Here is a 21,893-nt window from a genome sequence, read left to right on the forward strand (position 1 = left end):
ATGCAAAGGCCTTGTCCCGGTGGCCGGACGGCGTTCCGGGGGGTCCGCGCTAGTCGAGGCCGCCGCAGAAGGTCCTGGCCGCGAGCGCGGCACCGGCGGCGTAGCCGTCCGTCCAGTTCCGGTCGGGCGGGGGCTCGACGGCGGGCGGCTCGGCCCGGCAGTCGCCCTTGACGGCCTGGAAGCCCGCCCGGTAGCCCTTGTCGTACTCGGCCCGGGCTCCGGCCTCCCGCGGCTTCGCCGGGGTGCCGCCGCCGCACGGGACGCCGTCGACGGTGTACGTGCCGTCGGGCAGGCCGCCGACCTGGAAATCCCCGCCGGCGGGGACTTCGAACCGCGGGTCGCTGTACCCGTTGTCGCCCGCGACGGCCACCGTGTCCTTGCCCGTGAACCCGGTACCGGTGATCTTCACGAGCTTCTTCTGCGGGTCCTGGCCGTCGGGCCGGACCACGCAGGTCCCGGCGGGTACGCGAGCGGCCGTGTCCTGGGCCCGGGCGGGCACCGCGGGCGCGATCGCGAGCGAGGAGGCCAGCAGGGTCGCGAGGGCGGAGAGCCGGGTCCTTGTCCTCATTGCCATCACTTCCGTCGAGGCAGAGGCGGGGGCGGGGCGGGGCCGGGGGGCGGGGCGGCACGGGGTCGGCGTTCCCTCTCCCCCCCCCCCCCCGGGGAAGCGGGCGGCCCGCCTCCTTCCCATGCTCACGCGCCGGGCCGGGGGTGTCGACCGGGCGGCCCGCGGGGGCCGGGGTCGCGCCCCCGCCGCGGGGCCGCCCTCCGGGCGACGACGGCAGTTTGACGACAGGCCCTAGACCCGGTCTCCGACGCCGCCCAGCGGGTGGCGCACCCATACGTTCGGCTCCACGTAGACCGCGCGGTCGTGCTCCGGGTCGCAGTGGACGGTGCTGAGCGCCCCCGGCACGCGCACCGGTCCCGGCGTGTCGAAGGGCAGGCCGGTCCACCGGCGCCACTCGTCGAGGGTGCCGCTGATCGTCATCGAGACGGGGGCCACCGAGTCGATGACCGCGCCCGCCCGTACGTGGACCCGCAGCCACGGGTCGTACGGCAGGCCGTCCTCGCGGGTCCGGTACGCGTACTCCGCCATCGGGGTGTCCGGCTCGGCGGGCTTCCCGCTGGGCCTGACCGGGGCCACGACCTCGGTGAACCCGGCCGCGCGGGCGCCCTCGCGCATGGCGGTGAGCATCCGCCCCGAGAGCCCCTCGCCCTGCCGGCCGACGGCGACCGAGATCTCCAGGGCGCTGACCGTGTCGGGCCGGACGCCGCGCCGCCGGTCGGAGAAGGCCCACATCAGGACCCGGTCCCAGCCCTGGCCGGGCAGCACCCCGCCGCGCTCGGCCGTGTGCAGCGCGAAGGGCACGCTGAAGGCCCGGGCCACCACCTCGGCGCCTTCGGTGGCGATGAACACGTACTCGGGGAACTCCGCGACCAGGCGCGGGTACAGCAGCCAGGCCAGCGGGTCGTTCTGGGAGAACTCCGGCCAGGAGTCCTCCATGTCCCACAGCCGGGACGCCAGTTCGGGACGGCCGGCCAGGGAAGTGATCACTATCTCGGTCATGCCCGCAGGTTAGGGGCCGTCCCCGCGGCCCCTCAACGCGGTTTCACCGCACCCCGGGCGCCGCCTGGGACGTCCCGCCGCGCAGGCCCCCGGGCAGTCCGCCCCGCATCCGCTGCACGGCCTCCACCAGCTCCCCCGGCCCCGAGACCCCGGCGAAGCTCAACCGGACGTGCGCGGCGGGCGGTTCGGCGCAGAAGTACGGGCGGCCCGGGGTGACGGCGACTCCGGCGCGCAGGGCCGCCGCGGTGAAGTCGGCGTCGTCGCCGTCCCCGCCGGGGCGCACCCAGAGCTGGAATCCCCCCGAGGGCAGGTGCGTCAGCTCGGCGGCGGGCAGCTCCCGCCGCAGGGCGCCCGCGAGCACCTCGCGCCGGTGGCGCAGCTCGGCGGCGACGGCGCGCAGGTGGCGCGGCCAGGCGGGCGCGCCGACCAGTTCGAGGGCGGCTTCCTGGAGGGGCCGGGGCACGAAGAAGGTGTCGACGACCTGGATGGCCCGCAGCCGGTCCAGGACCGGGCCCCGGGCGGCGAGCGCGCCGACGCGCAGGCTGGGGGAGGTGGCCTTGGTCAGGGACCGGACGTGGACCACGACCCCGTCGGAGTCCGTCGCGGCGAGCGTCGCGGGCAGCGGCCCGGCGTCCTCGTGGGCGAGGTTGCGCGCGTAGTCGTCCTCGACGACGAAGGCTCCGGCGGCCCGTGCGATGCGCAGCACCTCGGTGCGCCGGGCGGCGGACAGCACGGCGCCGGTCGGGTTCTGGAACAGCGGCTGGCATACGAAGACCCGTGCGCCGGTGGCTTCGAAGGCGGCGGCCAGCAGCTCCGGCCGGACCCCTTCGGCGTCCACCGGGACGGGTACCGGCCGGCAGCCGGAGGCGCGGGCGATGGCCAGCAGGCCGGGGTAGGTGGGCGACTCGACGAGGATGGGCGCGCCGGGCGGGGCCAGTGCCCGTACGGCGGTGGTGAGGGCGCTCTGCCCGCCGGCGGTGATGAGCACGTCGGCGGCGCCCACCGCTCCGACGGCGCCGCCGATCTCGCGGGCGAACCAGTCGCGCAGCTCGGGCAGCCCCTCCATGGGCGGCCTCCCCCACGCCCCGGGCCGGCGTCCGGCGCGGGCCAGGGCGGCCGCCATGGCCCGTTCGGGCTGGAGCGAGGGGTGCAGGTAGCCGCCGTTGAGCTCGATGACCCCGGGGGGCGGCACGGCGAGGGAGTTCGCGACCCCGGCGGCGTCCACGGAGCGCGGGACGACGTCCCCGGCGCCTTCGGCGCTGAGGGCCACCTCCTGCCAGGAGGTGTCGCCGGGCGCGGGGCCGCTCGTGCGGGGGTGGGCGCGGAAGGCCCCGGCGCCGGGCCGGGTGACCACGAGCCCCTCGGCGGCGAGCTGCGCGAGGGCGCGGGAGACGGTGACGGGGCTGACCCGGTAGCGCTCGACCATGGCCCGGCTGGACGGCAGCTTTCCACCCACCGGGTAGCGGTCGAGTTCTGCTCGCAGGGATTCTGCCAGTTCGGCCACACTGCTACGCTCGTACATGACAGTACAGAATAGCGCTACTCTTCCGGCCCCGATAGCGGTGCAGGTGGGCCGCGACCGTGGAGCACGCAGCGGCACCGCCCTCGCCCTGCTCGGGGTGGTCGCCTTCTCGCTGACCTTTCCCGCCACGGCGTGGGGCCTGGAGAGCTTCGGCCCGTGGTCCCTCGTCGCCCTGCGCAGCGCGCTGGCCGCCGCCGTCGCGGGCGGCTTCCTGCTGGCCGGGCGGGTGCCGCTGCCGGCCCGGGAGCACTGGGCGGGCCTGGCCGTGGTGGCTGCGGGCGTGGTGGTCGGCTTCCCGCTGCTGACCACGCTGGCCCTGCGCACCTCCACCACCTCGCACGCCGCCGTCGTGGTGGGGCTGCTGCCCCTGACCACCGCCGCCTTCTCGGCGCTGCGCACCGGCAGCCGCCCCTCGGGCCGCTTCTGGGCGGCGGCCGTCGCCGGGGCCGCGGTGATCCTCGTCTTCACCCTGGCCCAGAGCGGCGGCGCCCCCTCCGCCGGGGACGCCTACCTGTTCGGGGCGCTGCTGGTGTGCGCGGCCGGCTACACCGAGGGCGGGCGGCTGGCCCGTTCCCTGCCGGGCTGGCAGGTGATCGGCTGGGCGCTGGTGCTGTGCCTGCCGCTGAGCCTGACCGGCGCGGCGTTCGCGCTGGCGTCCGAGCCGGTGCACCTGACCTGGCACGGGGTGACCGGCCTGGTGTGGCTGGCGGCCGGCTCGAACTTCTTCGGGCTCTACGTCTGGTACCGGGGCATGGCCGAGATCGGCACCACCCGTGCCAGCCAGCTCCAGCTCGCCCAGCCGCTGCTCACCCTGGTGTGGTCGGTGGCGCTGCTCGGCGAGCACCTGTCCCCGGCCACCCCCCTGACCGCCTGCGCGGTCCTCGTCTGCATCACCGTGACCCAACGGGTCAAATAGCCGCGGATCGTCCTAAACTGCTAGCACCGGATCGGACCGGCTCCGAGGGAGGTCAGCAGATGCGCGCGACCGAGGGCGACCAGCTGGTGCAGCACGGCAGGGTCGTGGGCCAGCACGACAGGGTGGGCGAGATCGTCGAGGTCCTGGGTGAGAACGGCGCCCCCCCGTACCGGGTCCACTTCCCGGACGGGCACGACGCCGTCATGTCCCCCGGCCCCGACTGCGTCGTACGCCACCCGGACAAGCCCGAGGGCAAGTCCACCACCTGGCGCTGAGTCACCTCGGCGGCACGGCCGTCGGGTAGTGGTCGGCAACGACCCTGGCCAGCGCTCCATTGGGGTCCGCGACCACGTGCTTCCCCGAGAAGTAGCAGTGGCCGCGGACCTCCGCGTACCGGCGGGCGAGGGTCAGGTGCCGGGACAGCTCCGCCGGGTCCCGCCAGGCCGGGGTGGAACTGCGGGCGTCGCAGCGGTACAGCGCCTCGCCCATGTACAGGTCGACCCCGGTGCCCGCCACCGTCTTCGCCCACCAGCGCACGATCTCGGCGTAGTCGGCCGGTGCGTACCCAATGTGCCAGTACGCCTGCGGCGCGACGTAGTCGATCCAGCCCTCCAGGACCCACTTGCGGGTGTCCGCGTAGAGGTCGTCGTACGTCTGCAGCGCCCGCGTGGCCGAGCCGAGCCGGTCGGTGCCCTGGTTGCGCCAGACCGCGAAGGGGCTGACGCCGAAGCGGGCCGCCGGGCGGACGGTGCGCAGCCGCTGCGACATCTCGCGCACGAGGGTGTCGGTGTTGTGGCGGCGCCACGCGGCGCGGGAGGTGTGGGAGCCGCCGTGCTCCGCGAAGGCGTCGTCGTCGTCGAAGTACTCCCCCGCGACGGGGTACGGGTAGAAGTAGTCGTCCCAGTGCACCGCGTCGACGGGGTAGCGGGAGACGGCGTCGAGCATCGCCTCCTGGACGAAGGCCCGCACCTCGGGCAGGCCCGGGTTGTAGTACAGCTTCCCGCCGTAGGGGACGGTCCAGCCGGGGTTGCGGCGCGCCGGGTGCGAGGCGGCGAGGCGGCTGCGGTCGGCGTGGTTGGCCACCCGGTACGGGTTGAACCAGGCGTGCAGCTCCAGACCGCGCGCGTGCGCCTCGGTGACCGCCGTGCCCAGCGGGTCCCAGCCCGGGTCGCGGCCCTGCGTCCCGGTGAGCCACTGGGACCAGGGCTCGCGCGTCGAGGGCCAGAAGGCGTCGGCGGCCGGCCGGACCTGGAGGACCACCGCGTTCAGCCGGCGGGCCACGGCCGCGTCGAGGAACGTGATCAGCTGGGCGCGCTGCTGCCGGGCGGTGAGGCCGCTCTCGGAGGGCCAGTCGACGTTCTGTACGGTGGCGATCCACATCCCCCGGAACTCCGCGGCCCCCGCCCGGCCCCCGGCGCCGCCCCGGGCGGGGAGCGCCCCCGGTGGGCCGGCCGGCTCCCGTACGGCCGCTGCCGTCACAGGTCCCGCCGCTGCCGCCGCCGCCGGGCCCGCCGCCGTGCCGGCCAGCACGCCCGCGGCCCCCGCCAGTAGTCCCCGCCGCCCGATGTACGTCATGTGACGACTCCGTTCCTCTCCGTGACAATGCTCTGCGTGGGCACAGCATGCCCGCCCCGGCCCGCCGCCATGGGCATCGCGGGAGTAACGTCGGGGGGCGTGGCGGGCGCCGGGACGCAGTTACCACTGCCGAACACGGGGGACCCGCGCGACGGATGAGCAGCGAAAGGCACGATGTGACGGACCTCTCTACCCTCCCGACCGACATCACCAAGGTCGGCGTGGTGGGCTGTGGCCAGATGGGCGCGGGCATCGCGGAGGTGTGCGCCCGCAGCGGTCTTGAGGTGAAGGTCGCCGAGACCACCGGGGAGGCCCTGGAGATCGGGCGCACCCGGCTGCACAACTCGCTGACCAAGGCCGCCGAACGCGGCAAGATCAGCGAGGAGGAGCGGGACGCCGCCCTGGCCCGCCTCAGCTTCACCACCGACCTCGGCGAGTTCGCCGACCGCGACCTCGTCATCGAGGCCGTCGTCGAGAACGAGCAGGTCAAGACGGAGATCTTCCAGGTCCTGGACCAGGTGATCACCCGTCCGGACGCGATCCTCGCCTCCAACACCTCCTCGATCCCGCTGGTCAAGCTGGCCGTCGCGACCTCGCGGCCGGACCAGGTCATCGGCATCCACTTCTTCAACCCGGCGCCCGTCCAGCGGCTCGTCGAGCTGATCCCGGCGCTGACGACGAGCGAGGAGACCGTCAAGCGGTCCGAGGCCCTGGTGCGGGACGTGCTCGGCAAGCACGCCGTCCGCGCCCAGGACCGGTCCGGCTTCGTCGTCAACGCGCTCCTGGTGCCGTACCTGCTGTCCGCGATCCGGATGTTCGAGTCGGGCATCGCGAGCCGCGAGGACATCGACAACGGCATGGAGCTGGGCTGCGCCCACCCGATGGGCCCGCTCAAGCTGTCCGACCTGATCGGCCTCGACACGATCGTCTCGATCGCCGATTCGATGTACGCCGAGTACAAGGAGCCGCTGTACGCCGCTCCCCCGCTGCTCCAGCGCATGGTCGACGCGGGCCGGCTGGGCCGCAAGACGGGATCGGGCTTCTACCCGTACGGCTGACCGGCACGGGACCGCCCCCGGGGACGGCCCGGCCGGCGCCCCGGGCCTACGGGCGGCCCAGCCGCAGGTGGTGCAGCAGGAGCAGCCCGGCCGCCATGCCGGCGGCCGGGATCTCCCCGCGCGCGATCATGTCGGGGACCAGCTTGAGCGGGACCCATGCGCGGCGCGAGGACTCGAAGGCGTCCTCCGGTTCGCCGACGTACGCCGCCCCGTCCGCCCAGTAGAGGTGGTGGCGGGCATCGGTCAGCCCGTTGGAGGGCTCGACGGTCATCAGGTGGTGGAGCGGGCCGGGCCGCCAGCCCGACTCCTCCTCCATCTCCCGCGCCGCCGCCTCCGCCGGGGACTCGCCGTCCTCGACCACCCCGGCGGGCAGCTCCCAGCCCCAGCTGTCGGTGATGAACCGGTGCCGCCACAGCAGCAGCACCTCGTCCGCCTCGTTGACGGCCGTGGCGACGGCCACCGGCCTCAGCCGGATGACGAAATGGTCCAGGTGCCTCCCGTCGGGGAGTTCCACGTCCGCGAGGTTCACGTCGAACCAGCGGTTCTTGTAGACGGTCTGCTCACTCAGGTTCGTCCACTGCACGGTCATGCCACCTTCCGCATCCGTTGGTGGCAACATGGCAGCAGCTGACGCCCTCACAGGGGAACGCGCAGCGCCCCGTCGATGAGGTGCGCGGTCTCCTCCGCGCCGGAGCAACCGCTGCTCAGCAGCTGTTCGCGGACGGCCCGCAGCCGGTCGCGCAGGCGCAGCGACTCCATCCCCTTGGCCCGCTCGGCCATTTCGGCCGCCGATGCCACCGCCCGGTCGGCCTCGCCCTGGCGCAGCTGGATCTCGCACAGCATCGCCAGCCGGTGCACCCGCCCCCGGTCGTGCGCCGGGGTGCCGACCGCCTCGGCGGCCTGCTCGTGCGCCGCGTCGAGGTCGCCGAGGCTGAGCAGCGCCTCCGCCACCTGTACGTTGACCAGCCCGGGCTGTACGTAGCCGGTTTCGGCGGGCTCGGTGCCGGGCCGGATCCGCTCGGCGGCCGCCTCGGCGCGCCGGATGCAGGCCAACGCGGCCGCCGTGTCGCCGAGTTGCGCGTACGCCTTGGCCTGCATCGCGTACAGGTCCGCGCCGAGCGCCGGGGTGGTGTCGGGGCCGGCGGCGCGCAGCGCGGCCTCGGCGAAGGCCACGGCCTGGCGGTACTCCCGCAGGTGCAGCGACTGGTTGACGAGCAGCGCGATCACGTACGCGCCGAGCCCCCGGTCCCCGCTGGCCTTGGCGAGCCGCAGCGCCTGGTGGAAGTAGCGCTGGGCCAGGCCGTGGGCGTCGGAGTCGTACGCGCAGATCCCCGCGACCGCCACCAGGGACCCGGTGGCCCGGTGCAGCGGGCGGCCGATCTCGTCGGAGTAGCTCCCGCGCAGCATCGGGGCGGTCTCGCTGCCGAGGAAGCGCACGATCCGGGCCCGGGTGGCCATCCCCCCGGCCCGGCGGTACATCAGCTCGTAGTGCACCCGGGCGGCCCGCAGGACCTCGATGTGCTCGGGCCCGATCCGGCGCGGCCCGTCGCGCGAGACGTCGGCGTCCTCGGGCGGGTTCTCCCACTCCCACACCGGGATGACGGCCGGGGTGCCGGTGAGGGCCTGCGCCGTGAGCTGGGCGGGCCGGCCCAGATCGTCGGAGCGCCACAGGGCGGTGGCGCGGTCGACGAAGCCGCTGAGCGGCGTCGTACCGTGCGTGCTCGGCCGGCCGGGGACGCCGAGCCCGATGTCGTCGAGCCCGACGGGGCGCCGGAGCCTGCCGCCCAGCACCTCGCAGATCAGGTCCGGCACCTGGCCACGCGGTCGTTGCCCCTTCAGCCAGCGGGAGACCGCGGTGTGCTCGTAGCGCAGCGCGAGTCCCCGCGACCGGCCCGCCTGGTTGACGTGCGCGGCGAGTCCGGCGTGGGACATGCCCGCCTCTGCGAGGAGGGCGTCGAGCAGGGCGTTGGGCTGCATGGGCCCCTCCAAGGGCTCGTCGGAGTCAGGCTAGTGGCTGAGGGGGTGCGGGCGGAGGCGTTCCGCGTTTCCTTCACACGGGGTGTGAACCGAGTGCGCGCATAAATGCGTTACGCACCCTGCCGCGCGGGGGCCCCGGGGCGGTTCACTTAAGAGCCTCGCCAAGGAGGCCGCCCGGTCGTCGGCTCCCCCTCGTACAGTGCGACGACCCGGCACCGCGCCGCCCGCCCCTGCTGTCTGCCCGACACTCCATGGCAGGCGCGGGCGGCGCACCACGGCTCCGCCGCGGTCCGGTTGGTCGCCGGACCCCGCGGAGCCGGGCCGGTTCCGTACCGGGTCCGTCCACCGGCCCGGTACGGAACGGCTCCGCCGGCGACACGGATCCGCCCGGGCCGTTCCACTCCCCCCGGCCCCGGGCGGCTCCGGTCCCGGCCCGCGCCTCGAACGCCGGCGCGGCTGGAAAGCCCCGGGCGCCGCGCGGGCCGGATGCCGGCGCGGAGCGGCGAATCCAGCCCCGCCGGCGTCTGAGGCGCGGGGTCTGGGGGCGGAGCCCCCAGGAGCGGGGTCCGGGGCGGAGCTCCGGGGAACGGGCGAAGGGCGGGTAGGGGAACAGCCCCGCAGGGACCCCGCAAGGGCACCGCCCGCCCCACGCACCGGCAACGCCACCCGAACGGGTGAGGGGCGCGCCCGGATCACCGGACGCGCCCCTCACCGGGACTCAGGCGGGAAGCGTCACGCGCCCCGCAGCACCGCCCCGGTCCGCTCGCCGGCCAGGGCCACCGCCGCGTCGCGCGCGGCCGTGGACTCCTCGGCGGTCAGGGTCCGGTCGGCCGCGCGGAAGCGCAGCGCGTAGGCGAGGGACTTCTTGCCCTCGCCGACCTGCTCACCGGTGAACACGTCGAACAGCCGCAGGGACTCCAGCAGTTCACCGGCGCCCTTGCGCAGCGCGTCCTCCACCGCCGAGGCGGGGACGGAGGCGTCCACGATCAGCGCGACGTCCTGGGTCGCCACCGGGAAGGTGGAGATCCGGGGCGCCTGCACGGCCTCGCCGCCGGCCGCCGCGAGGCGGTCCAGGTCGAGCTCCATGGCGCTGGTGCGGGCCGGCAGGCCCATGGCCTTGACGACGCGCGGGTGCAGCTCGCCGGCGTGGCCGATGACCTGCTCGACACCGTCGACGGTGACGACCAGCTCGGCGCAGCGGCCCGGGTGCCAGGGGCCGTACTGGCCCTGGCGGACGACCAGCTCGGTGCCGGCCTCGGCGGCCAGCGCGCGGGCGGCCTGGACGGCGTCCGCCCAGCCGGCCGGACGGCCCTTGCCCCACCAGCCGGCCTGCTCGCGGGCACCGGCCAGCACGACCGCGGCGTACCGCGGCTGCGCGGGCAGGGCCGCGTCGAGGGTGGCGACCTCCTCGTCCGTGGGACGCCGGTCGACGGGCAGCCGTACGGCGACGCCCGGCTCGGCGGCGGCGCGGAAGACCGAGCCGGTCTCGAACAGCGCGAGGTCGTGGCTGCCCCGGCTGTCGTTGCGGCGCAGCGCCCCGAGCAGGCCCGGCAGCAGCGTGGTGCGCAGCGCCGGCTCCTCGTCGGAGAGCGGGTTGACCAGCTTGACGACCTGGCGGCTCGCGTCGTGCGCGGGCAGCTGGAGCTGGTCGAAGACGGCCTCGCCGAGGAACGGGTAGCTCAGCGCCTCGACGTAGCCGGCGCCGGCCAGGGCGCGGCCGACCCGGCGGTGCAGCTGCTGGCGCGCGGTCAGGCCGCGGCCGGAGGGCACCTGCGGGAGGGTGGACGGGAGGTTCCCGTAGCCCTCCAGCCGGATGACCTCTTCGGCGAGGTCGTTGGGCTCGGTGAGGTCGGGCCGCCACGAGGGGACCGTGACGACGAGCTCGTCCTGGCCGTAGACGTCGCAGCCGATCTCCTGGAGGCGGCGCACGACGGTCTCGCGGCCGTACTCCATGCCCGCGACCCGGTCGGGGTGGTCGGCGGCCATCGCGATGGTGCGCGGGGCGCCGGGGGCGGTGAGCTCGGTGACGCCGGCCTCGGCGGTGCCGCCGGCGAGCAGCACGAGGAGGTCGACGGTCCGCTGGGCGGCCGCGGCGGCGGCCTGCGGGTCGACGCCCCGCTCGAAGCGCTTGGAGGCCTCCGAGGAGAGCTTCAGGCGGCGGGCGGTGCGCGAGATCGACACGGAGTCGAAGTGCGCGGCCTCGATCACGACGTCCGTGGTGCCGGTGACGGCGCCCGTCTCGGGGTCGGTGACGGAGTCGGCGATCTCGGTGTTGGCTCCGCCCATGACGCCGGCGAGCCCGATCGGGCCGCCGTTGTCGGTGATCACCAGGTCCTCGGCGTCGAGGGTGCGCTTGACCCCGTCGAGGGTGGTGAACTTCTCGCCCTGCTCGGCACGGCGGACGCCGATCGCGCCGTCGAGGCGCGCGCGGTCGTAGGCGTGCAGCGGCTGGCCGAGCTCCAGCATCACGTAGTTGGTGACGTCGACGGCCAGCGAGATCGGGCGCATGCCCGCCTTCTGGAGGCGGCGCGTGAGCCAGATCGGGGACCGCGCCTCCGGGTCGAGGCCGGTCACCGTGCGGGCGGTGAAGCGGTCGCAGCCGGCCGGGTCGGAGATCTGCACGGCGTAGCCGTACGAGTTCGGCGCGGGCACGTCGAGCAGCGCCGGGTCGCGCAGCGGCAGGCCGTACGCGGTGGCGGCCTCGCGGGCCACACCGCGCAGGGACATGCAGTAGCCGCGGTCCGGGGTGACGTCGATGTGGAGGACCTCGTCGACGAGCTGGAGCAGCTCGATCGCGTCGGTGCCCGGCTCGTACTCCGGCGGCAGCACGATGATGCCGTGCGTGCCGTCGTCGCCCATGCCGAGCTCCTCGCCGGAGCAGATCATGCCGTGCGAGGTCTTGCCGTACGTCTTGCGCGAGGCGATCGCGAAGTCGCCGGGCAGGACGGCGCCGGGCAGGACCACGACGACCTTGTCGCCGACGGAGAAGTTCCGGGCGCCGCAGACGATCTCCTGCGGTTCACCGGTGCCGTTGGCGGCGCCGACGTCGACCGTGCAGAAGCGGATCGGCTTGCGGAAGCCCTCGAGCTCCTCGATGGTCAGCACCTGGCCGACGACGAGGGGGCCCTTGAGGCCGGCGCCGAGCGTCTCGACGGTCTCGACCTCCAGGCCGGCGTCGACCAGCTTGGCGGCCACGTCACGGCCGGTCTCGCCCGCGGGGAGGTCGACGTACTCCCGCAGCCAGGAAAGCGGGACGCGCATCAGATCTCACTCCCGAACGGCCGGGTGAAGCGCACGTCACCCTCGACCATGTCTCGCATGTCTTCAACGTTGTGGCGGAACATCAGAATCCGTTCGATTCCGAAGCCGAAGGCGAACCCGCTGTACTTCTCCGGGTCCACACCGCAGGCGGTCAGCACCTTGGGGTTGACCATGCCGCAGCCGCCGAGCTCGATCCAGCCCTCGCTGGAGCAGGTACGGCAGGGGCGGTCGGGGTTGCCCACCGACTCGCCGCGGCAGACGTAGCACTGCATGTCCATCTCGGCGGACGGCTCGGTGAACGGGAAGAAGTGCGGGCGCAGGCGCGTGGTGGTCTGCTCGCCGAAGAGCTCCTTGACCATGTGGTCGATGGTGCCCTTGAGGTCCGCCATGGTCAGGCCCTCGTCCACGGCGAGGAGCTCGACCTGGTGGAAGACCGGCGTGTGCGTCGCGTCGAGCTCGTCGGTGCGGTACACGCGGCCGGGGCAGACGATGTAGACGGGCGGCTTGCGCTCCAGCAGCGAGCGCGCCTGCACCGGGGAGGTGTGGGTGCGCAGCACGACGCCGGACTCGTCGCCCTCGGTGCCCTTGGGGCCCTGGACGAAGAAGGTGTCCTGCATCTGGCGCGCCGGGTGGTCGGGCGTGAAGTTGAGGGCGTCGAAGTTGAACCACTCCGCCTCGACCTCGGGGCCTTCCGCGACCTCGTAGCCCATGCCGACGAAGATGTCCGCGATGCGGTCCATCAGCGTGGTCAGGGGGTGGCGGGCGCCGGCGGGCACGCGGTCGTAGGGCAGCGTGACGTCCACCGCCTCCTCGACCAGCACCCGCTCGTCGCGCTCGGCCTCCAGCTGGACCGTGCGGGCCCCGAAGGCCTTGTTCACGGCGCCGCGGGCCTGTCCGACGCGCTTGCCCGCCTCGGCCTTGGCCTGGGGCGGCAGGGCGCCGATCTCGCGGTTGGCGAGCGCGAGGGGCGAGCGGTCGCCCATGTGCGCGGTCTTCGCCTCGCGGAGCTCGTCGAGGTCGCCGGCGGACGCGAAGGCGGCGAGCGCCTCGTCCCGCATGCGCTCGATCTCTTCCGGTTTCAGTGCCTCGACCTCGACAGGGTCGTACGACTTGTTCGGTGCCGACATCTCTTCCCGTACTTCCGATGGCTGGCTGGTGGGTCCCCGCGCGACGTGATCGAAACGCCTCGGCCCGATCGGCACGAGGACACAAAGGTGCCAAAGGACGAGTCTAAGGGCCGCCGGGGGTGGAGGAGCCCGTGGGCCGTCTGGCGAGACCGTCCGCAGGGTTACTGCGTGAGGTACGCCGGCGCGCTCACGGGCAGGATAAATCGGAACTCGGCCCCGCCTCCGGGGCCCCGTCCGACCGTGATGGTGCCGCCGTGGGCCTCCACGATGCCCTTGACGATGTACAGGCCCAGGCCGGTGCCGCCGCGCTTGCTCCCCCGCCAGAAGCGGGTGAAGACGCGGCTCATCGACTCCTCGGGGATCCCGGGGCCTTCGTCGGTCACGGTGACGGCGGTTCCCTTCTCGTGCGGCGCTACGTCGATGGTGACCGTTCCGTCACCGTGGCGCACCGCATTTTCGAGGAGGTTGCCCAGGATCTGGTCGATCTTGTCGGGGTCGGCCCAGCAGTCGGGCAGCGGGGTGCAGACCCGTACGAGGAACCGCTCGGGCGCCTGGCCGTTCGCGGTGAGCGCCTGGACGTGGCGGCCCACGGCCGCGGCGATGTCGACGGGCTGGCGGCGCACCTCCAGCCGGCCGGAGTCGATGCGGGAGATGTCGAGGAGTTCGGCGATCAGCCGGGTGACGCGGTTGGCGTCGGCGTCGACGGTCTCCAGCATCAGCCGCTTCTGGTCGTCGGTGAACCGCTCCCACTTGGCGAGCAGGGTCGCGGTGAAGCCCTTCACCGAGGTCAGCGGGGAGCGCAGCTCGTGCGCCACCGTCGCGATCAGCTCGGCGTGGCTGCGCTCGGTGCGGCGCCGGGCCTCGGTGCCGCGGAGGGTGACCACTAGGCGGCTGAGCGGGCCGGTGGGGTGGGTGCGCACGTAGCGGGCGGAGACGAGCACCTCACGCCCGCCGGGCAGCAGCAGGTTCCGCTCGGGCTGGCCGCGCCGGGTGGCGAGTCCCCCGTAGGGGTCGGTCAGCGCCCACCAGCGGCGGCCTTCGAGGTCCTCCAGCGGCAGCGCGCGCTCGATGCGGGCGCCGAGGGCCTGGCCGGCGGCGATGGCGGTGATCCGGGAGGCGGCCCGATTGAAGCAGACGACGTGCCCGGTGTGGTCGGCGACGACGAGCCCGTCGGGCAGGTCGTCGGGGTCGATGAGGGGGTCGGGGGCGGGGGCGTCCGGCCGGGCCGCCGTACCCGCCGCCCGCCCAACGGGACCCGCCTGCGGCGGTACGAAGCCCAGGGAGTCCGGGGTCCCGGCGGGCTGCGCGGCCGCGTCCGCGGCCCCGGGCGAGCTGTTCGTACCGACGGTCATGTCCCCGTACCCCACATCTCCGGGTAGCTCAGTGGGCCCCCGGGCGGCCACATTACTAGCTGGGGGTCACGGAGCGGCACCCTCCGGGCGCCCGCTGTGCACGCGCGGACGCGTAGAGGCACACGGCGGCGGCCGTCGCGAGGTTCAGGCTCTCCGCCTTGCCGTGGATCGGGACCCGGACGACGGCGTCCGCGAGGGCTCGGGTCTCCTCGGGCAGGCCCCAGGCCTCGTTGCCGAAGACCCAGGCCGAGGGTCCGCCCATGGTGCCCGCGTCCAGCTCGGCGTCGAGGTCGTCCTCCCCGGCGCCGTCGGCCGCGAGGATGCGCACCCCGGCCGCCCGGAGCCCCTCCACGGCCTGCTCGACGGGCACGCCGACGGCCACCGGGAGGTGGAAGAGGGAACCGACGGAGGCCCGTACGGACTTCGGGTTGTACAGGTCGACGGAGGCGTCGGTCAGCACCACCGCGTCGGCGCCGGCGGCGTCCGCGCAGCGCAGCACCGTGCCGGCGTTCCCGGGGTCGCGGACGTGGGCGAGGACGGCGACCAGGCGGGGTCCGGCCTTGAGGATCTCCTCGAACGGGGAGTCCAGGAAGTGGCAGACACCGACCAGGCCCTGCGGGGTGACGGTCTGCGAGACCTCGGCGAGCACCTCGTCGGAGGCGTAGTGCACGCGGGCCCCGGCCAGCAGCGCGGCCTCGACGATGTCGGCGTAGCGCTCGGCGGCCTCGACGGTGGCGAACAGCTCGATCAGGGTCGCGCCCTGGGCCCCGCGGTGCTCGACCGCCTCGCGGACGGCCTGCGGGCCCTCGGCGATGAACCGGCGCTCCTTGGTGCGGAAGTTGCGCCGCGCCAGCCGCCGGGCGGCGGCCACCCGCGGGGATCGGGGGGAGATCAGCTCGATGGGGTGACCCATGGTGTCTGCGGTTCTCTTTCGGGTTCTGCGCTGCGGTGCTGCGCGGCGGTCGCGCGCGGCGGGGCGAAAGCACACGGACCCGCAGGCGGGGAGCCTGCGGGTCCGTGGGGTGCCGGTCGCGTGAAGCGGGCCGGCCAGGCCTTAGGCAGCGGCCTTGGGGGCGTTGACGTCGGCCGGGAGGGCCTTCTGCGCGACCTCGACCAGCGCGGCGAACGCGTTGGCGTCGTTGACGGCCAGCTCGGCGAGGATCTTGCGGTCCACCTCGATGTTGGCGGCCTTCAGACCCTGGATGAGGCGGTTGTACGTCATGCCGTTCTGGCGGGCAGCGGCGTTGATGCGCTGGATCCACAGCTGACGGAAGTCGCCCTTGCGCTTCTTGCGGTCGTTGAAGTTGTAGACCAGCGAGTGGGTGACCTGCTCCTTGGCCTTGCGGTACAGGCGCGAACGCTGACCGCGGTAGCCGGAGGCCGCCTCGAGGATCGCCCGGCGCTTCTTGTGGGCGTTTACCGCCCGCTTGACGCGTGCCACTTTTTACTCCTTGTAGCGGGGCCGTGGTTGTCGTCACACGGCCCGAAAATTCGATGGGGTCCCGGTCCTGACGTCCCGCTCCCGGACGGGAGCGGAGGACATCAGATGCCGAGAAGCTTCTTGATCTTCGCGGCGTCGCCGGGAGCCATCTCCGCGTTGCCGGTCAGGCGACGGGTGAGGCGGGACGACTTGTGCTCGAGCAGGTGGCGCTTGCCGGCGCGCTCGCGGAGCACCTTGCCGGAGCCGGTGACCTTGAAGCGCTTCTTGGTACCGCTGTGCGTCTTGTTCTTCGGCATGGCGCCGTTATCTCCTCGTCGGTGGCGCCCCCGCCGGCCCCGGGGGGCCGGCTCGCGGGAGCGTCATGTTGTTGGGTGATCCGGGACGGGCTGTCCCTGGATCAGGCCTCGGTGTTCGCCTCGGCGGAGCCGTCGGCGGCGACCTCGGTGGACTCCGCCTGGGCCGGAGCGGCCTCGGCGGCGGTACCACCCTGGCGCTCGGCCTTGCGCGCGGCCTGCGCCTCGCGGGCTTCGGCCATCGCCTCGGTCTTCTTCTTGTGCGGACCGAGAACCATGATCATGTTTCGGCCGTCCTGCTTCGGGTTCGACTCGATGAAGCCGAGGTCCTGGACGTCCTCCGCGAGACGCTGCAGCAGCCGGTAGCCGAGCTCCGGCCGGGACTGCTCGCGACCACGGAACATGATCGTGATCTTGACCTTGTCGCCCTGCTTGAGGAACCGAACGACGTGACCCTTCTTGGTGTCATAGTCGTGCGGGTCGATCTTCGGCCGGAGCTTCATCTCCTTGATGACCGTGTGCGCCTGGTTCTTGCGCGCCTCACGGGCCTTCATGGCCGACTCGTACTTGAACTTGCCGTAGTCCATGAGCTTGCAGACCGGCGGGCGAGCGGAGGCCGCGACCTCGACCAGGTCCAGGTCGTATTCCTGCGCGAGCTCAAGCGCCTTCGCAAGCGGAACAATGCCCACCTGTTCGCCGCTGGGACCGACGAGTCGCACCTCAGGGACGCGAATCCGATCGTTGATGCGGGGCTCGGTGCTGATGGATCCTCCTCGGTAGCACCACACGGATGCCTGGCAGGCAACCGCTGACGTCTTGTGTCGTCAGACCTCACCGCGGCGGAGAATGAAAAATGCCCCGCCGGGCACAGGCAGGGGCTCCAAAACAACCGGAGCACCGCCGCGTGCGAACCGCGGGGCGCAACTCGGCGGTCTTCCATCGTCCGTACGGAACGATGGATACCGCCTGACCGGATGACCCGCCTCCCCGGAGGGTGGTCGGGTGGGAGATCGGAGCCTCCACTTGTGGGCCGGGCACGCATGTGTCCGGCCGGTCGAAGTTCATAGTACCCCACGCATTGCAAGGCCGCCGCACGACCTATCGTGGAGCGCATGACTGACGCGACGCCCTCCGATTCCACCCCTCCCGACTACGACGAGATGACCCGCGACATCGCGGACGTCCCGGCCGTCGAGGTCATCACCACGGTGGCCGTCCACCTGCTGAGCGCCGCGGCGGTCAACCTGGGCCTGGACAAGCCGGACTCCGAGCACAAGGACCTCGACGAGGCCCGCAAGCTCATCAACGCCCTGGCCGGTCTGGTGACCGCCAGCGCCACCGAGATCAGCTCCTTCCACGCCGCGCCGCTGCGCGACGGCCTGAAGTCGCTCCAGCTGGCCTTCCGCGAGGCCTCGATCGTCCAGGACGAGCCGGGCCAGGGCCCGGGCGAGAAGTTCACGGGCCCGGTCTACGCCTGACCCATCGGACCCGTTCCGCTTCGTACGCCGGAGGCCGCCCGCGAGGTTTCGCGGGCGGCCTCCGGCGTACGTACGGGGTCCTCAGCGCGTGAAGAGTGCCTCGCCGGGCGGGACCGGGCCGCCTGCCGGGAGCAGGGCCAGGTCCAGGCCGCGTACGAGACGGCCCCGGAGGGTCTCGTCGGCCGCGAGGGACTCGGCCACGCGGCGGGCGGCCGGGGCGGGGTCCGCGTCGGCGGAGAGCACGATGGCCAGGGTGCCGTCGGCTCCGGCGCCGCCCCGGCCCAGGTGGGCGCGGAGCACGGCGGGCTCGGCGGCCACGGCCGCCCGTACGGCCTCGCGCACGGCGGGGTCCGCGAGCGGGTCGGCGTCCGTGCGGCCCTCGGCCAGCGCCAGCAGGGCGGGGCCCGTCAGCTGGTAGGTGACGGGGCCGGCCAGGTCGATGACGACCGTGTCGGCCTTCTCGTGCGCGGCGGCGGCGAGCGCCTGGTGCAGCGGGACCGCCACCGGGCGGGCCGCCGGGTCCCACAGCGCCAGCGAGGCGATCGAGGTGAAGGCGGGCAGCGCGCGCCTGTTGCCCGCCGTCAGGGTGGGCACGGCCATGTCGCTGGTCTTCTCGCGCTTGAGGCCCGTCTCCGGGTCCGTCTCGACCTCGCCGAGCATCGCCACGACGGGCACCAGCAGCCGCGCGTCCTTCAGCGCCGCCAGCAGCTGCGGCTCGGCCGCCCGGTCGGCAGCCCAGGCCGCCAGGGCGGCGCTGAGGCGGGGATCGGCGGTGCCGTCGTCGTCGGAGAAGCCGGGGTCTGGAATGTTCTTGGTCGCCACAATCAACCGACCCTATCCCGAGGTGTCCCGGCGCGCGGCGCGCGGGCGCCGGGCCAGTACGGCCGCCAGCACCAGCAGGGCCGCTCCCCCGGCGGCAGCCGCCGGCACGCCGGGCCCGATGGAGCGGCCGGAGGGGCGCTCCCGCTCGGGGCCGGGGCCGAAGTACCGCCGCCCGGCCGGGACGGCGGCGGGGACGGGGCCCTCGGGGCGCAGCGCCGCCCCGGCCTGGAGCGCGGCGACGGGGTCGACCGTGCCGTGGCCGCGGGCGTCGTCGCGGCCGCCGGCCGGGCGGTCGGCGGCGGTGTCCTCCAGCAGCTTCTTGATCTGCGCCGGGGACAGACCGGGGTGGGCGGCCTTGACGAGGGCCACCGCGCCGGAGACGAAGGCGGCGGCGGCGCTGGTGCCCCAGCCCTCGTAGTAGGCGCGGTCCGGGTCGGCGATGACCACGTCGACGCCGGGGGCGCTGACCGTGGCGTACCAGTGGCGGGTGGAGAAGGCCGCCTTGCGGCCCTGGCGGTCGACGGCCGCGACGGCGATGACGCCGGGGTAGGCGGCGGGGTAGGAGGTGCGGTCGCCGCGCTCGCCGCCGTTGCCCGCGGAGGCGACGACGACCACGCCCTTGCCGAGGGCGTACTGGACGGCCTCGTCCTCGCCGGACTCGTGGTGCGCGGAGTCGCTGTCGTCGCCGAGGGAGAGGTTGATCACGTCGGCGCCGTGGTCGGCGGCCCAGCGGATGCCCTCGGCGAGGGCCCCGGACTTGCTGTCGCGGGCCTTGGCGCGGCCCGGGTCGCCCTCTTCGAGGATCACCCTGACCGGCAGGATCTTCGCGTGGGGCGCGATGCCGAGGACGCCTTGCGAGCGGTCGGGGCCGTGGCCCCGGCCGGCGATGATGCCGGCCATCGCCGTGCCGTGGCGGGCCCAGGCGCGGTCGCCGCGGCCCGCGCCCATGCCGACGAGGTCGGTGCCTTCGAGGACCTGGCCGGAGAGGTCGGGGTGGGTGGCGTCCACGCCGGTGTCGAGCACGGCGACGGTGACCCCGTCGCCCTGGGTCGTGCCCCAGGCCTCCTCGGCGCGCAGGGCGAGCAGGCCCCACTGGCGGTCGCGGATGGTGTCGGCGGCGGCGGGGTGGGCGGTGCCCACGGCGAGGAGGGCGGCGGCGAGGGAGGCGGCGGCGGCCGCGCGGAGCGGGTGCCGGTTCCCGCTCGGGTTCGGGCTCATCGGGCGGACCCCTTCGTCGGTGCCTCCGGCGTCGCGAGGGCGGTCAGGGTCTGTCCGACCCGGTCGGCGGCGGCCTTGGCGTCGTGGCCGAGCCCGGCTTCGGCGACGGTCCCGGTGGCGTCCTGCCGGGCCGCCTCCTCGGCGGGGACGGGCGCGTCGACGGTGCGGCCGTCGGCGAAGGCGGAGACGGCGTACACGACGGCCGGGGCCTCGGCGGAGACCTTCGCCGTCCAGGCGGCGCGGCGCGCGTCGGCGTACTCGTACGCGGGCGGGAGGGTGAGGCGGCCCCGGAGCCCGTCCATGACGGGGGCGGCTGCGGGCGTGAACACCAGCCCGACGGTGACGAGGGAGCTGCGGGTGGCGTCGGTATAGGTGGCGCGGAGCACGCGGGTGCAGCCGGTGGCGGCGAGCGCGGCCCGCCAGTCGGCCGGGAGCGCGGAGGCGCAGTCGGCGTCGGGCGCGAGGGCGATCCGGGTCCAGGTGCGGTCGGCTCCGCCGGGGCCGGCGTCGGGGGTGGCCAGTACGGGGGGCAGCAGGCTGTCCACGGGGGCCGAGCGCCACAGCGAGGCGGCCTTGCGGTAGGCGGCGTCGGGGGGCAGGGGACGGTGCGCGGCCCGGTGGGCGTTCCAGGCGGCGGTGGCGGCGCCGGCGAGGAGGGCGGTGCCGAGGAGGGCGCACGCGGCCGCGGTGACGACCCGCACGGGGTGGCGGCGGGGCGGCGGCGGGGGGCCGGGGGCGTCCAGGACCTCGGTCCGTGGTGTCGTCGTGGTCATCCGGCGGCTCCGCCCCCCGTTCCGTACGGCTGCCTGCCCGTACTTTACGTGCCCGTCGACGCGGCCCCCGCCCGGGCGGGGGCCGCACCGGCCGCACCGCCGCGCGGGGCGGCCCGGGCCGGCAGGGCCGGCGCTGCGCGCGCTTGGCCCCTCCCCGTCCTTCACCCGTTCTCAGGGGCTGCGCTCCTGACCCCGGTACGGATGCTCCGCGTCCGCCGGCGATCGAGGCGCCGGGGGCCGGGGGCGGAGCCCCTGGGGAACGGCCCCTACCCACCCGTAACAACCTCTGGCAAGCTGCCGCCCATGACTTCGGACCGGGCCCGGTACGACCGGGCGACCGCGCATCTCGACGCGCCCCTGGCCATCGTGGACCTGGCCGCCTTCGACGCCAACGCCGACGATCTGGTGCGGCGGGCCGCCGGGAAGCCGGTCCGGGTGGCCAGCAAGTCCGTCCGCTGCCGGGCGCTGCTCGAACGGGTGCTGGCCCGGCCCGGGTTCGCCGGGATCATGTCGTACACGCTGGCCGAGTCGCTGTGGCTCGCGCGGTCGGGGTTCGAGGACGTGCTGCTCGCCTACCCCTCCGCCGACCGGGCCGGTTTCGCGGAGCTGGCGGGGGACGCGAAGCTGGCGTCCGCCGTGACCGTGATGGTGGACGACCCCGCGCAGCTGGAGCTGATCGACCGGGCTCGGGACGGTGGCGCCGAGGAGGTGCGGGTCTGCCTGGAGCTGGACACCGCCCTGCGGCTGCTCGGCGGGCGGGTGCGGGTCGGGGCGCGGCGGTCGCCGCTGCGGGAGCCGGCGCAACTGGCGGAGCTGGCGGCGGCGGTGGTGGCGCGGCCGGGGTTCCGGGTGGTCGGGCTGATGGGCTACGAGGGGCACGTGGCCGGGGTCGGTGACGCGCCGGCCGGGCGGCCCGTGCGGTCGCGGATGATCCGGCTGATGCAGAGCGCGGCCCGCAAGGAGCTGGCGGTCCGGCGGGCGGCGGCGGTGCGGGCCGTCCGGGCAGTGGTGCCGGATCTGGAGTTCGTCAACGGCGGGGGTACGGGGAGCGTCGCGGAGACGGCCGCCGAGGAGGCGGTGACGGAGATCGCCGCCGGGTCGGGGCTGTACGTGCCGCGGCTGTTCGACAACTACACGACCTTCCGGGGGCGTCCGGCGGCGCTGTTCGCGCAGCCGGTGGTCCGGCGGCCCGGGGTGGGGGTGGTGACCGTGCTCGGCGGCGGCTATCCGGCGTCCGGTGCGGCGGGCGCCGACCGGCTGCCGGTGCCGTACCTGCCGGCGGGGCTGCGCTACGACCCGCAGGAGGGGGCGGGCGAGGTGCAGACCCCGCTGCTGGGGAGCCCGGCCGACGACCTGCTGATCGGCGACCGGGTCTGGTTCCGGCACGCGAAGGCCGGGGAGCTGTGCGAGCGGTTCGACACCCTGCACCTGGTGGAGGGTGACCGGGTGGTGGGGTCCGTCCCGACTTACCGGGGTGAGGGGCGGACCTTCCTCTAGGAGACGGTCACCGGAA

The 21,893-nt window shown here is 74.5% G+C and carries 21 protein-coding genes; 5 read left to right on the forward strand and 16 right to left on the reverse strand.

Annotated features, from left to right (window positions below):
* Positions 1-49: 49 nt before the first annotated feature.
* The 3 genes from AC069X_RS28575 to AC069X_RS28585 all read right to left on the reverse strand — a co-directional run bounded on the left by AC069X_RS28575 (position 50) and on the right by AC069X_RS28585 (position 3,089).
* Entirely contained in the window at positions 50-568 is a 519-nt protein-coding gene (locus tag AC069X_RS28575; RefSeq protein WP_478732876.1) for a hypothetical protein, read from the reverse strand.
* 231 nt (positions 569-799) lie between these two features.
* On the reverse strand, positions 800-1,567 hold the full coding sequence (locus AC069X_RS28580) for an N-acetyltransferase (RefSeq protein ID WP_478732878.1): 768 nt from the start codon (positions 1,565-1,567) through the stop codon (positions 800-802).
* 43 nt (positions 1,568-1,610) lie between these two features.
* Positions 1,611-3,089 (reverse strand): aminotransferase-like domain-containing protein, encoded by a 1,479-nt coding sequence (locus tag AC069X_RS28585; protein WP_478732880.1) that lies wholly within the window; start codon positions 3,087-3,089, stop codon positions 1,611-1,613.
* Here AC069X_RS28585 and AC069X_RS28590 point away from each other — a divergent pair.
* Both AC069X_RS28590 and AC069X_RS28595 read left to right on the forward strand, forming a co-directional pair.
* Positions 3,088-4,005 carry a DMT family transporter gene (locus tag AC069X_RS28590; protein ID WP_478732882.1) on the forward strand — a complete coding sequence of 306 codons (918 nt, stop codon included), beginning with the start codon at positions 3,088-3,090 and terminating at the stop codon, positions 4,003-4,005. The two genes, AC069X_RS28585 and AC069X_RS28590, sit on opposite strands and share 2 nt — an antisense overlap.
* Positions 4,006-4,064: 59 nt before the next feature.
* Positions 4,065-4,280, forward strand: a complete 216-nt coding sequence (locus AC069X_RS28595; RefSeq protein ID WP_478732884.1) for a DUF1918 domain-containing protein — start codon at positions 4,065-4,067, stop codon at positions 4,278-4,280.
* A 1-nt stretch (position 4,281) separates the two neighbouring features.
* On the opposite strand, the gene AC069X_RS28600 is transcribed toward AC069X_RS28595, so the two are convergent.
* Complete coding sequence (locus AC069X_RS28600; RefSeq protein WP_478732886.1) at positions 4,282-5,580, reverse strand: glycoside hydrolase family 10-like protein; 1,299 nt, start codon at positions 5,578-5,580, stop codon at positions 4,282-4,284.
* 155 nt (positions 5,581-5,735) lie between these two features.
* Here AC069X_RS28600 and AC069X_RS28605 point away from each other — a divergent pair, with 155 nt between their 5' ends.
* A complete protein-coding gene (locus AC069X_RS28605) occupies positions 5,736-6,638 on the forward strand; it encodes a 3-hydroxybutyryl-CoA dehydrogenase (RefSeq protein ID WP_478732888.1) in 903 nt (300 codons plus the stop codon).
* A gap of 46 nt (positions 6,639-6,684) precedes the next feature.
* Here the strand turns inward: AC069X_RS28605 and AC069X_RS28610 are convergent, their stop codons facing one another.
* The 9 genes from AC069X_RS28610 to infC form a co-directional block, all read right to left on the reverse strand.
* Positions 6,685-7,221, reverse strand: a complete 537-nt coding sequence (locus AC069X_RS28610) for an NUDIX hydrolase (RefSeq protein ID WP_478733058.1) — start codon at positions 7,219-7,221, stop codon at positions 6,685-6,687.
* A gap of 53 nt (positions 7,222-7,274) precedes the next feature.
* Positions 7,275-8,615, reverse strand: a complete 1,341-nt coding sequence (locus AC069X_RS28615; RefSeq protein WP_478732890.1) for a tetratricopeptide repeat protein — start codon at positions 8,613-8,615, stop codon at positions 7,275-7,277.
* 732 nt (positions 8,616-9,347) lie between these two features.
* Entirely contained in the window at positions 9,348-11,876 is a 2,529-nt protein-coding gene (gene pheT, locus AC069X_RS28620; RefSeq protein ID WP_478732892.1) for a phenylalanine--tRNA ligase subunit beta, read from the reverse strand.
* Positions 11,876-13,003 (reverse strand): phenylalanine--tRNA ligase subunit alpha, encoded by a 1,128-nt coding sequence (gene pheS, locus AC069X_RS28625; protein WP_478732894.1) that lies wholly within the window; start codon positions 13,001-13,003, stop codon positions 11,876-11,878. Before pheS ends, pheT begins: the two co-directional genes overlap by 1 nt.
* 161 nt (positions 13,004-13,164) lie before the next feature.
* Positions 13,165-14,355, reverse strand: coding sequence for a sensor histidine kinase (locus AC069X_RS28630; protein ID WP_478732896.1), 1,191 nt, complete (start codon positions 14,353-14,355; stop codon positions 13,165-13,167).
* A 55-nt stretch (positions 14,356-14,410) separates the two neighbouring features.
* Positions 14,411-15,268 (reverse strand): TrmH family RNA methyltransferase, encoded by an 858-nt coding sequence (locus AC069X_RS28635; RefSeq protein WP_478732898.1) that lies wholly within the window; start codon positions 15,266-15,268, stop codon positions 14,411-14,413.
* A gap of 141 nt (positions 15,269-15,409) precedes the next feature.
* Positions 15,410-15,796 carry a 50S ribosomal protein L20 gene (rplT, locus tag AC069X_RS28640; protein ID WP_007263143.1) on the reverse strand — a complete coding sequence of 129 codons (387 nt, stop codon included), beginning with the start codon at positions 15,794-15,796 and terminating at the stop codon, positions 15,410-15,412.
* 101 nt (positions 15,797-15,897) lie between these two features.
* Positions 15,898-16,092, reverse strand: coding sequence for a 50S ribosomal protein L35 (gene rpmI / locus AC069X_RS28645; protein WP_030770466.1), 195 nt, complete (start codon positions 16,090-16,092; stop codon positions 15,898-15,900).
* Positions 16,093-16,193: 101 nt separating this feature from the next.
* Positions 16,194-16,877, reverse strand: a complete 684-nt coding sequence (gene infC / locus AC069X_RS28650; protein ID WP_478732901.1) for a translation initiation factor IF-3 — start codon at positions 16,875-16,877, stop codon at positions 16,194-16,196.
* Between the two features lie 324 nt (positions 16,878-17,201).
* Between infC and AC069X_RS28655 the strand changes: the two genes are divergently transcribed.
* The gene (locus AC069X_RS28655; protein ID WP_478732903.1) at positions 17,202-17,567 is read left to right on the forward strand and encodes a DUF1844 domain-containing protein; all 366 of its coding nucleotides are present in this window, start codon (positions 17,202-17,204) and stop codon (positions 17,565-17,567) included.
* An 81-nt stretch (positions 17,568-17,648) separates the two neighbouring features.
* On the opposite strand, the gene AC069X_RS28660 is transcribed toward AC069X_RS28655, so the two are convergent.
* Genes AC069X_RS28660 through AC069X_RS28670 form a run of 3 tightly spaced genes read right to left on the reverse strand, consistent with a single transcriptional unit; the run spans position 17,649 to position 20,380 of the window.
* The gene (locus AC069X_RS28660) at positions 17,649-18,389 is read right to left on the reverse strand and encodes an SseB family protein (RefSeq protein WP_478732904.1); all 741 of its coding nucleotides are present in this window, start codon (positions 18,387-18,389) and stop codon (positions 17,649-17,651) included.
* Between the two features lie 12 nt (positions 18,390-18,401).
* Positions 18,402-19,607, reverse strand: a complete 1,206-nt coding sequence (mycP, locus tag AC069X_RS28665) for a type VII secretion-associated serine protease mycosin (RefSeq protein WP_478732906.1) — start codon at positions 19,605-19,607, stop codon at positions 18,402-18,404.
* Positions 19,604-20,380, reverse strand: a complete 777-nt coding sequence (locus AC069X_RS28670; protein ID WP_478732908.1) for a hypothetical protein — start codon at positions 20,378-20,380, stop codon at positions 19,604-19,606. The genes mycP and AC069X_RS28670 overlap by 4 nt, the downstream gene beginning before the upstream one ends.
* Positions 20,381-20,683: 303 nt before the next feature.
* Here AC069X_RS28670 and AC069X_RS28675 point away from each other — a divergent pair, with 303 nt between their 5' ends.
* Positions 20,684-21,877: an amino acid deaminase/aldolase gene (locus AC069X_RS28675; RefSeq protein WP_478732909.1), complete on the forward strand. Its 1,194-nt coding sequence runs from the start codon at positions 20,684-20,686 to the stop codon at positions 21,875-21,877.
* Positions 21,878-21,893: the final 16 nt, after the last annotated feature.

It is taken from the genome of Streptomyces sp. NPDC043896 (assembly GCF_056435605.1).

What these genes read in the sequence shown, in the direction of transcription:
- AC069X_RS28575 (WP_478732876.1), bottom strand. Translation starts at nt 568, where the DNA reads ATGAGGACAAGGACCCGGCTCTCCGCCCTCGCGACCCTGCTGGCCTCC.
- AC069X_RS28580 (WP_478732878.1), bottom strand. Translation starts at nt 1,567, where the DNA reads ATGACCGAGATAGTGATCACTTCCCTGGCCGGCCGTCCCGAACTGGCG.
- AC069X_RS28590 (WP_478732882.1), top strand. Translation starts at nt 3,088, where the DNA reads ATGACAGTACAGAATAGCGCTACTCTTCCGGCCCCGATAGCGGTGCAG.
- AC069X_RS28585 (WP_478732880.1), bottom strand. Translation starts at nt 3,089, where the DNA reads ATGTACGAGCGTAGCAGTGTGGCCGAACTGGCAGAATCCCTGCGAGCA.
- AC069X_RS28595 (WP_478732884.1), top strand. Translation starts at nt 4,065, where the DNA reads ATGCGCGCGACCGAGGGCGACCAGCTGGTGCAGCACGGCAGGGTCGTG.
- AC069X_RS28600 (WP_478732886.1), bottom strand. Translation starts at nt 5,580, where the DNA reads ATGACGTACATCGGGCGGCGGGGACTACTGGCGGGGGCCGCGGGCGTG.
- AC069X_RS28605 (WP_478732888.1), top strand. Translation starts at nt 5,736, where the DNA reads ATGAGCAGCGAAAGGCACGATGTGACGGACCTCTCTACCCTCCCGACC.
- AC069X_RS28615 (WP_478732890.1), bottom strand. Translation starts at nt 8,615, where the DNA reads ATGCAGCCCAACGCCCTGCTCGACGCCCTCCTCGCAGAGGCGGGCATG.
- pheT (WP_478732892.1), bottom strand. Translation starts at nt 11,876, where the DNA reads ATGCGCGTCCCGCTTTCCTGGCTGCGGGAGTACGTCGACCTCCCCGCG.
- pheS (WP_478732894.1), bottom strand. Translation starts at nt 13,003, where the DNA reads ATGTCGGCACCGAACAAGTCGTACGACCCTGTCGAGGTCGAGGCACTG.
- AC069X_RS28630 (WP_478732896.1), bottom strand. Translation starts at nt 14,355, where the DNA reads ATGACCGTCGGTACGAACAGCTCGCCCGGGGCCGCGGACGCGGCCGCG.
- AC069X_RS28635 (WP_478732898.1), bottom strand. Translation starts at nt 15,268, where the DNA reads ATGGGTCACCCCATCGAGCTGATCTCCCCCCGATCCCCGCGGGTGGCC.
- rpmI (WP_030770466.1), bottom strand. Translation starts at nt 16,092, where the DNA reads ATGCCGAAGAACAAGACGCACAGCGGTACCAAGAAGCGCTTCAAGGTC.
- AC069X_RS28655 (WP_478732903.1), top strand. Translation starts at nt 17,202, where the DNA reads ATGACTGACGCGACGCCCTCCGATTCCACCCCTCCCGACTACGACGAG.
- mycP (WP_478732906.1), bottom strand. Translation starts at nt 19,607, where the DNA reads ATGAGCCCGAACCCGAGCGGGAACCGGCACCCGCTCCGCGCGGCCGCC.
- AC069X_RS28670 (WP_478732908.1), bottom strand. Translation starts at nt 20,380, where the DNA reads ATGACCACGACGACACCACGGACCGAGGTCCTGGACGCCCCCGGCCCC.
- AC069X_RS28675 (WP_478732909.1), top strand. Translation starts at nt 20,684, where the DNA reads ATGACTTCGGACCGGGCCCGGTACGACCGGGCGACCGCGCATCTCGAC.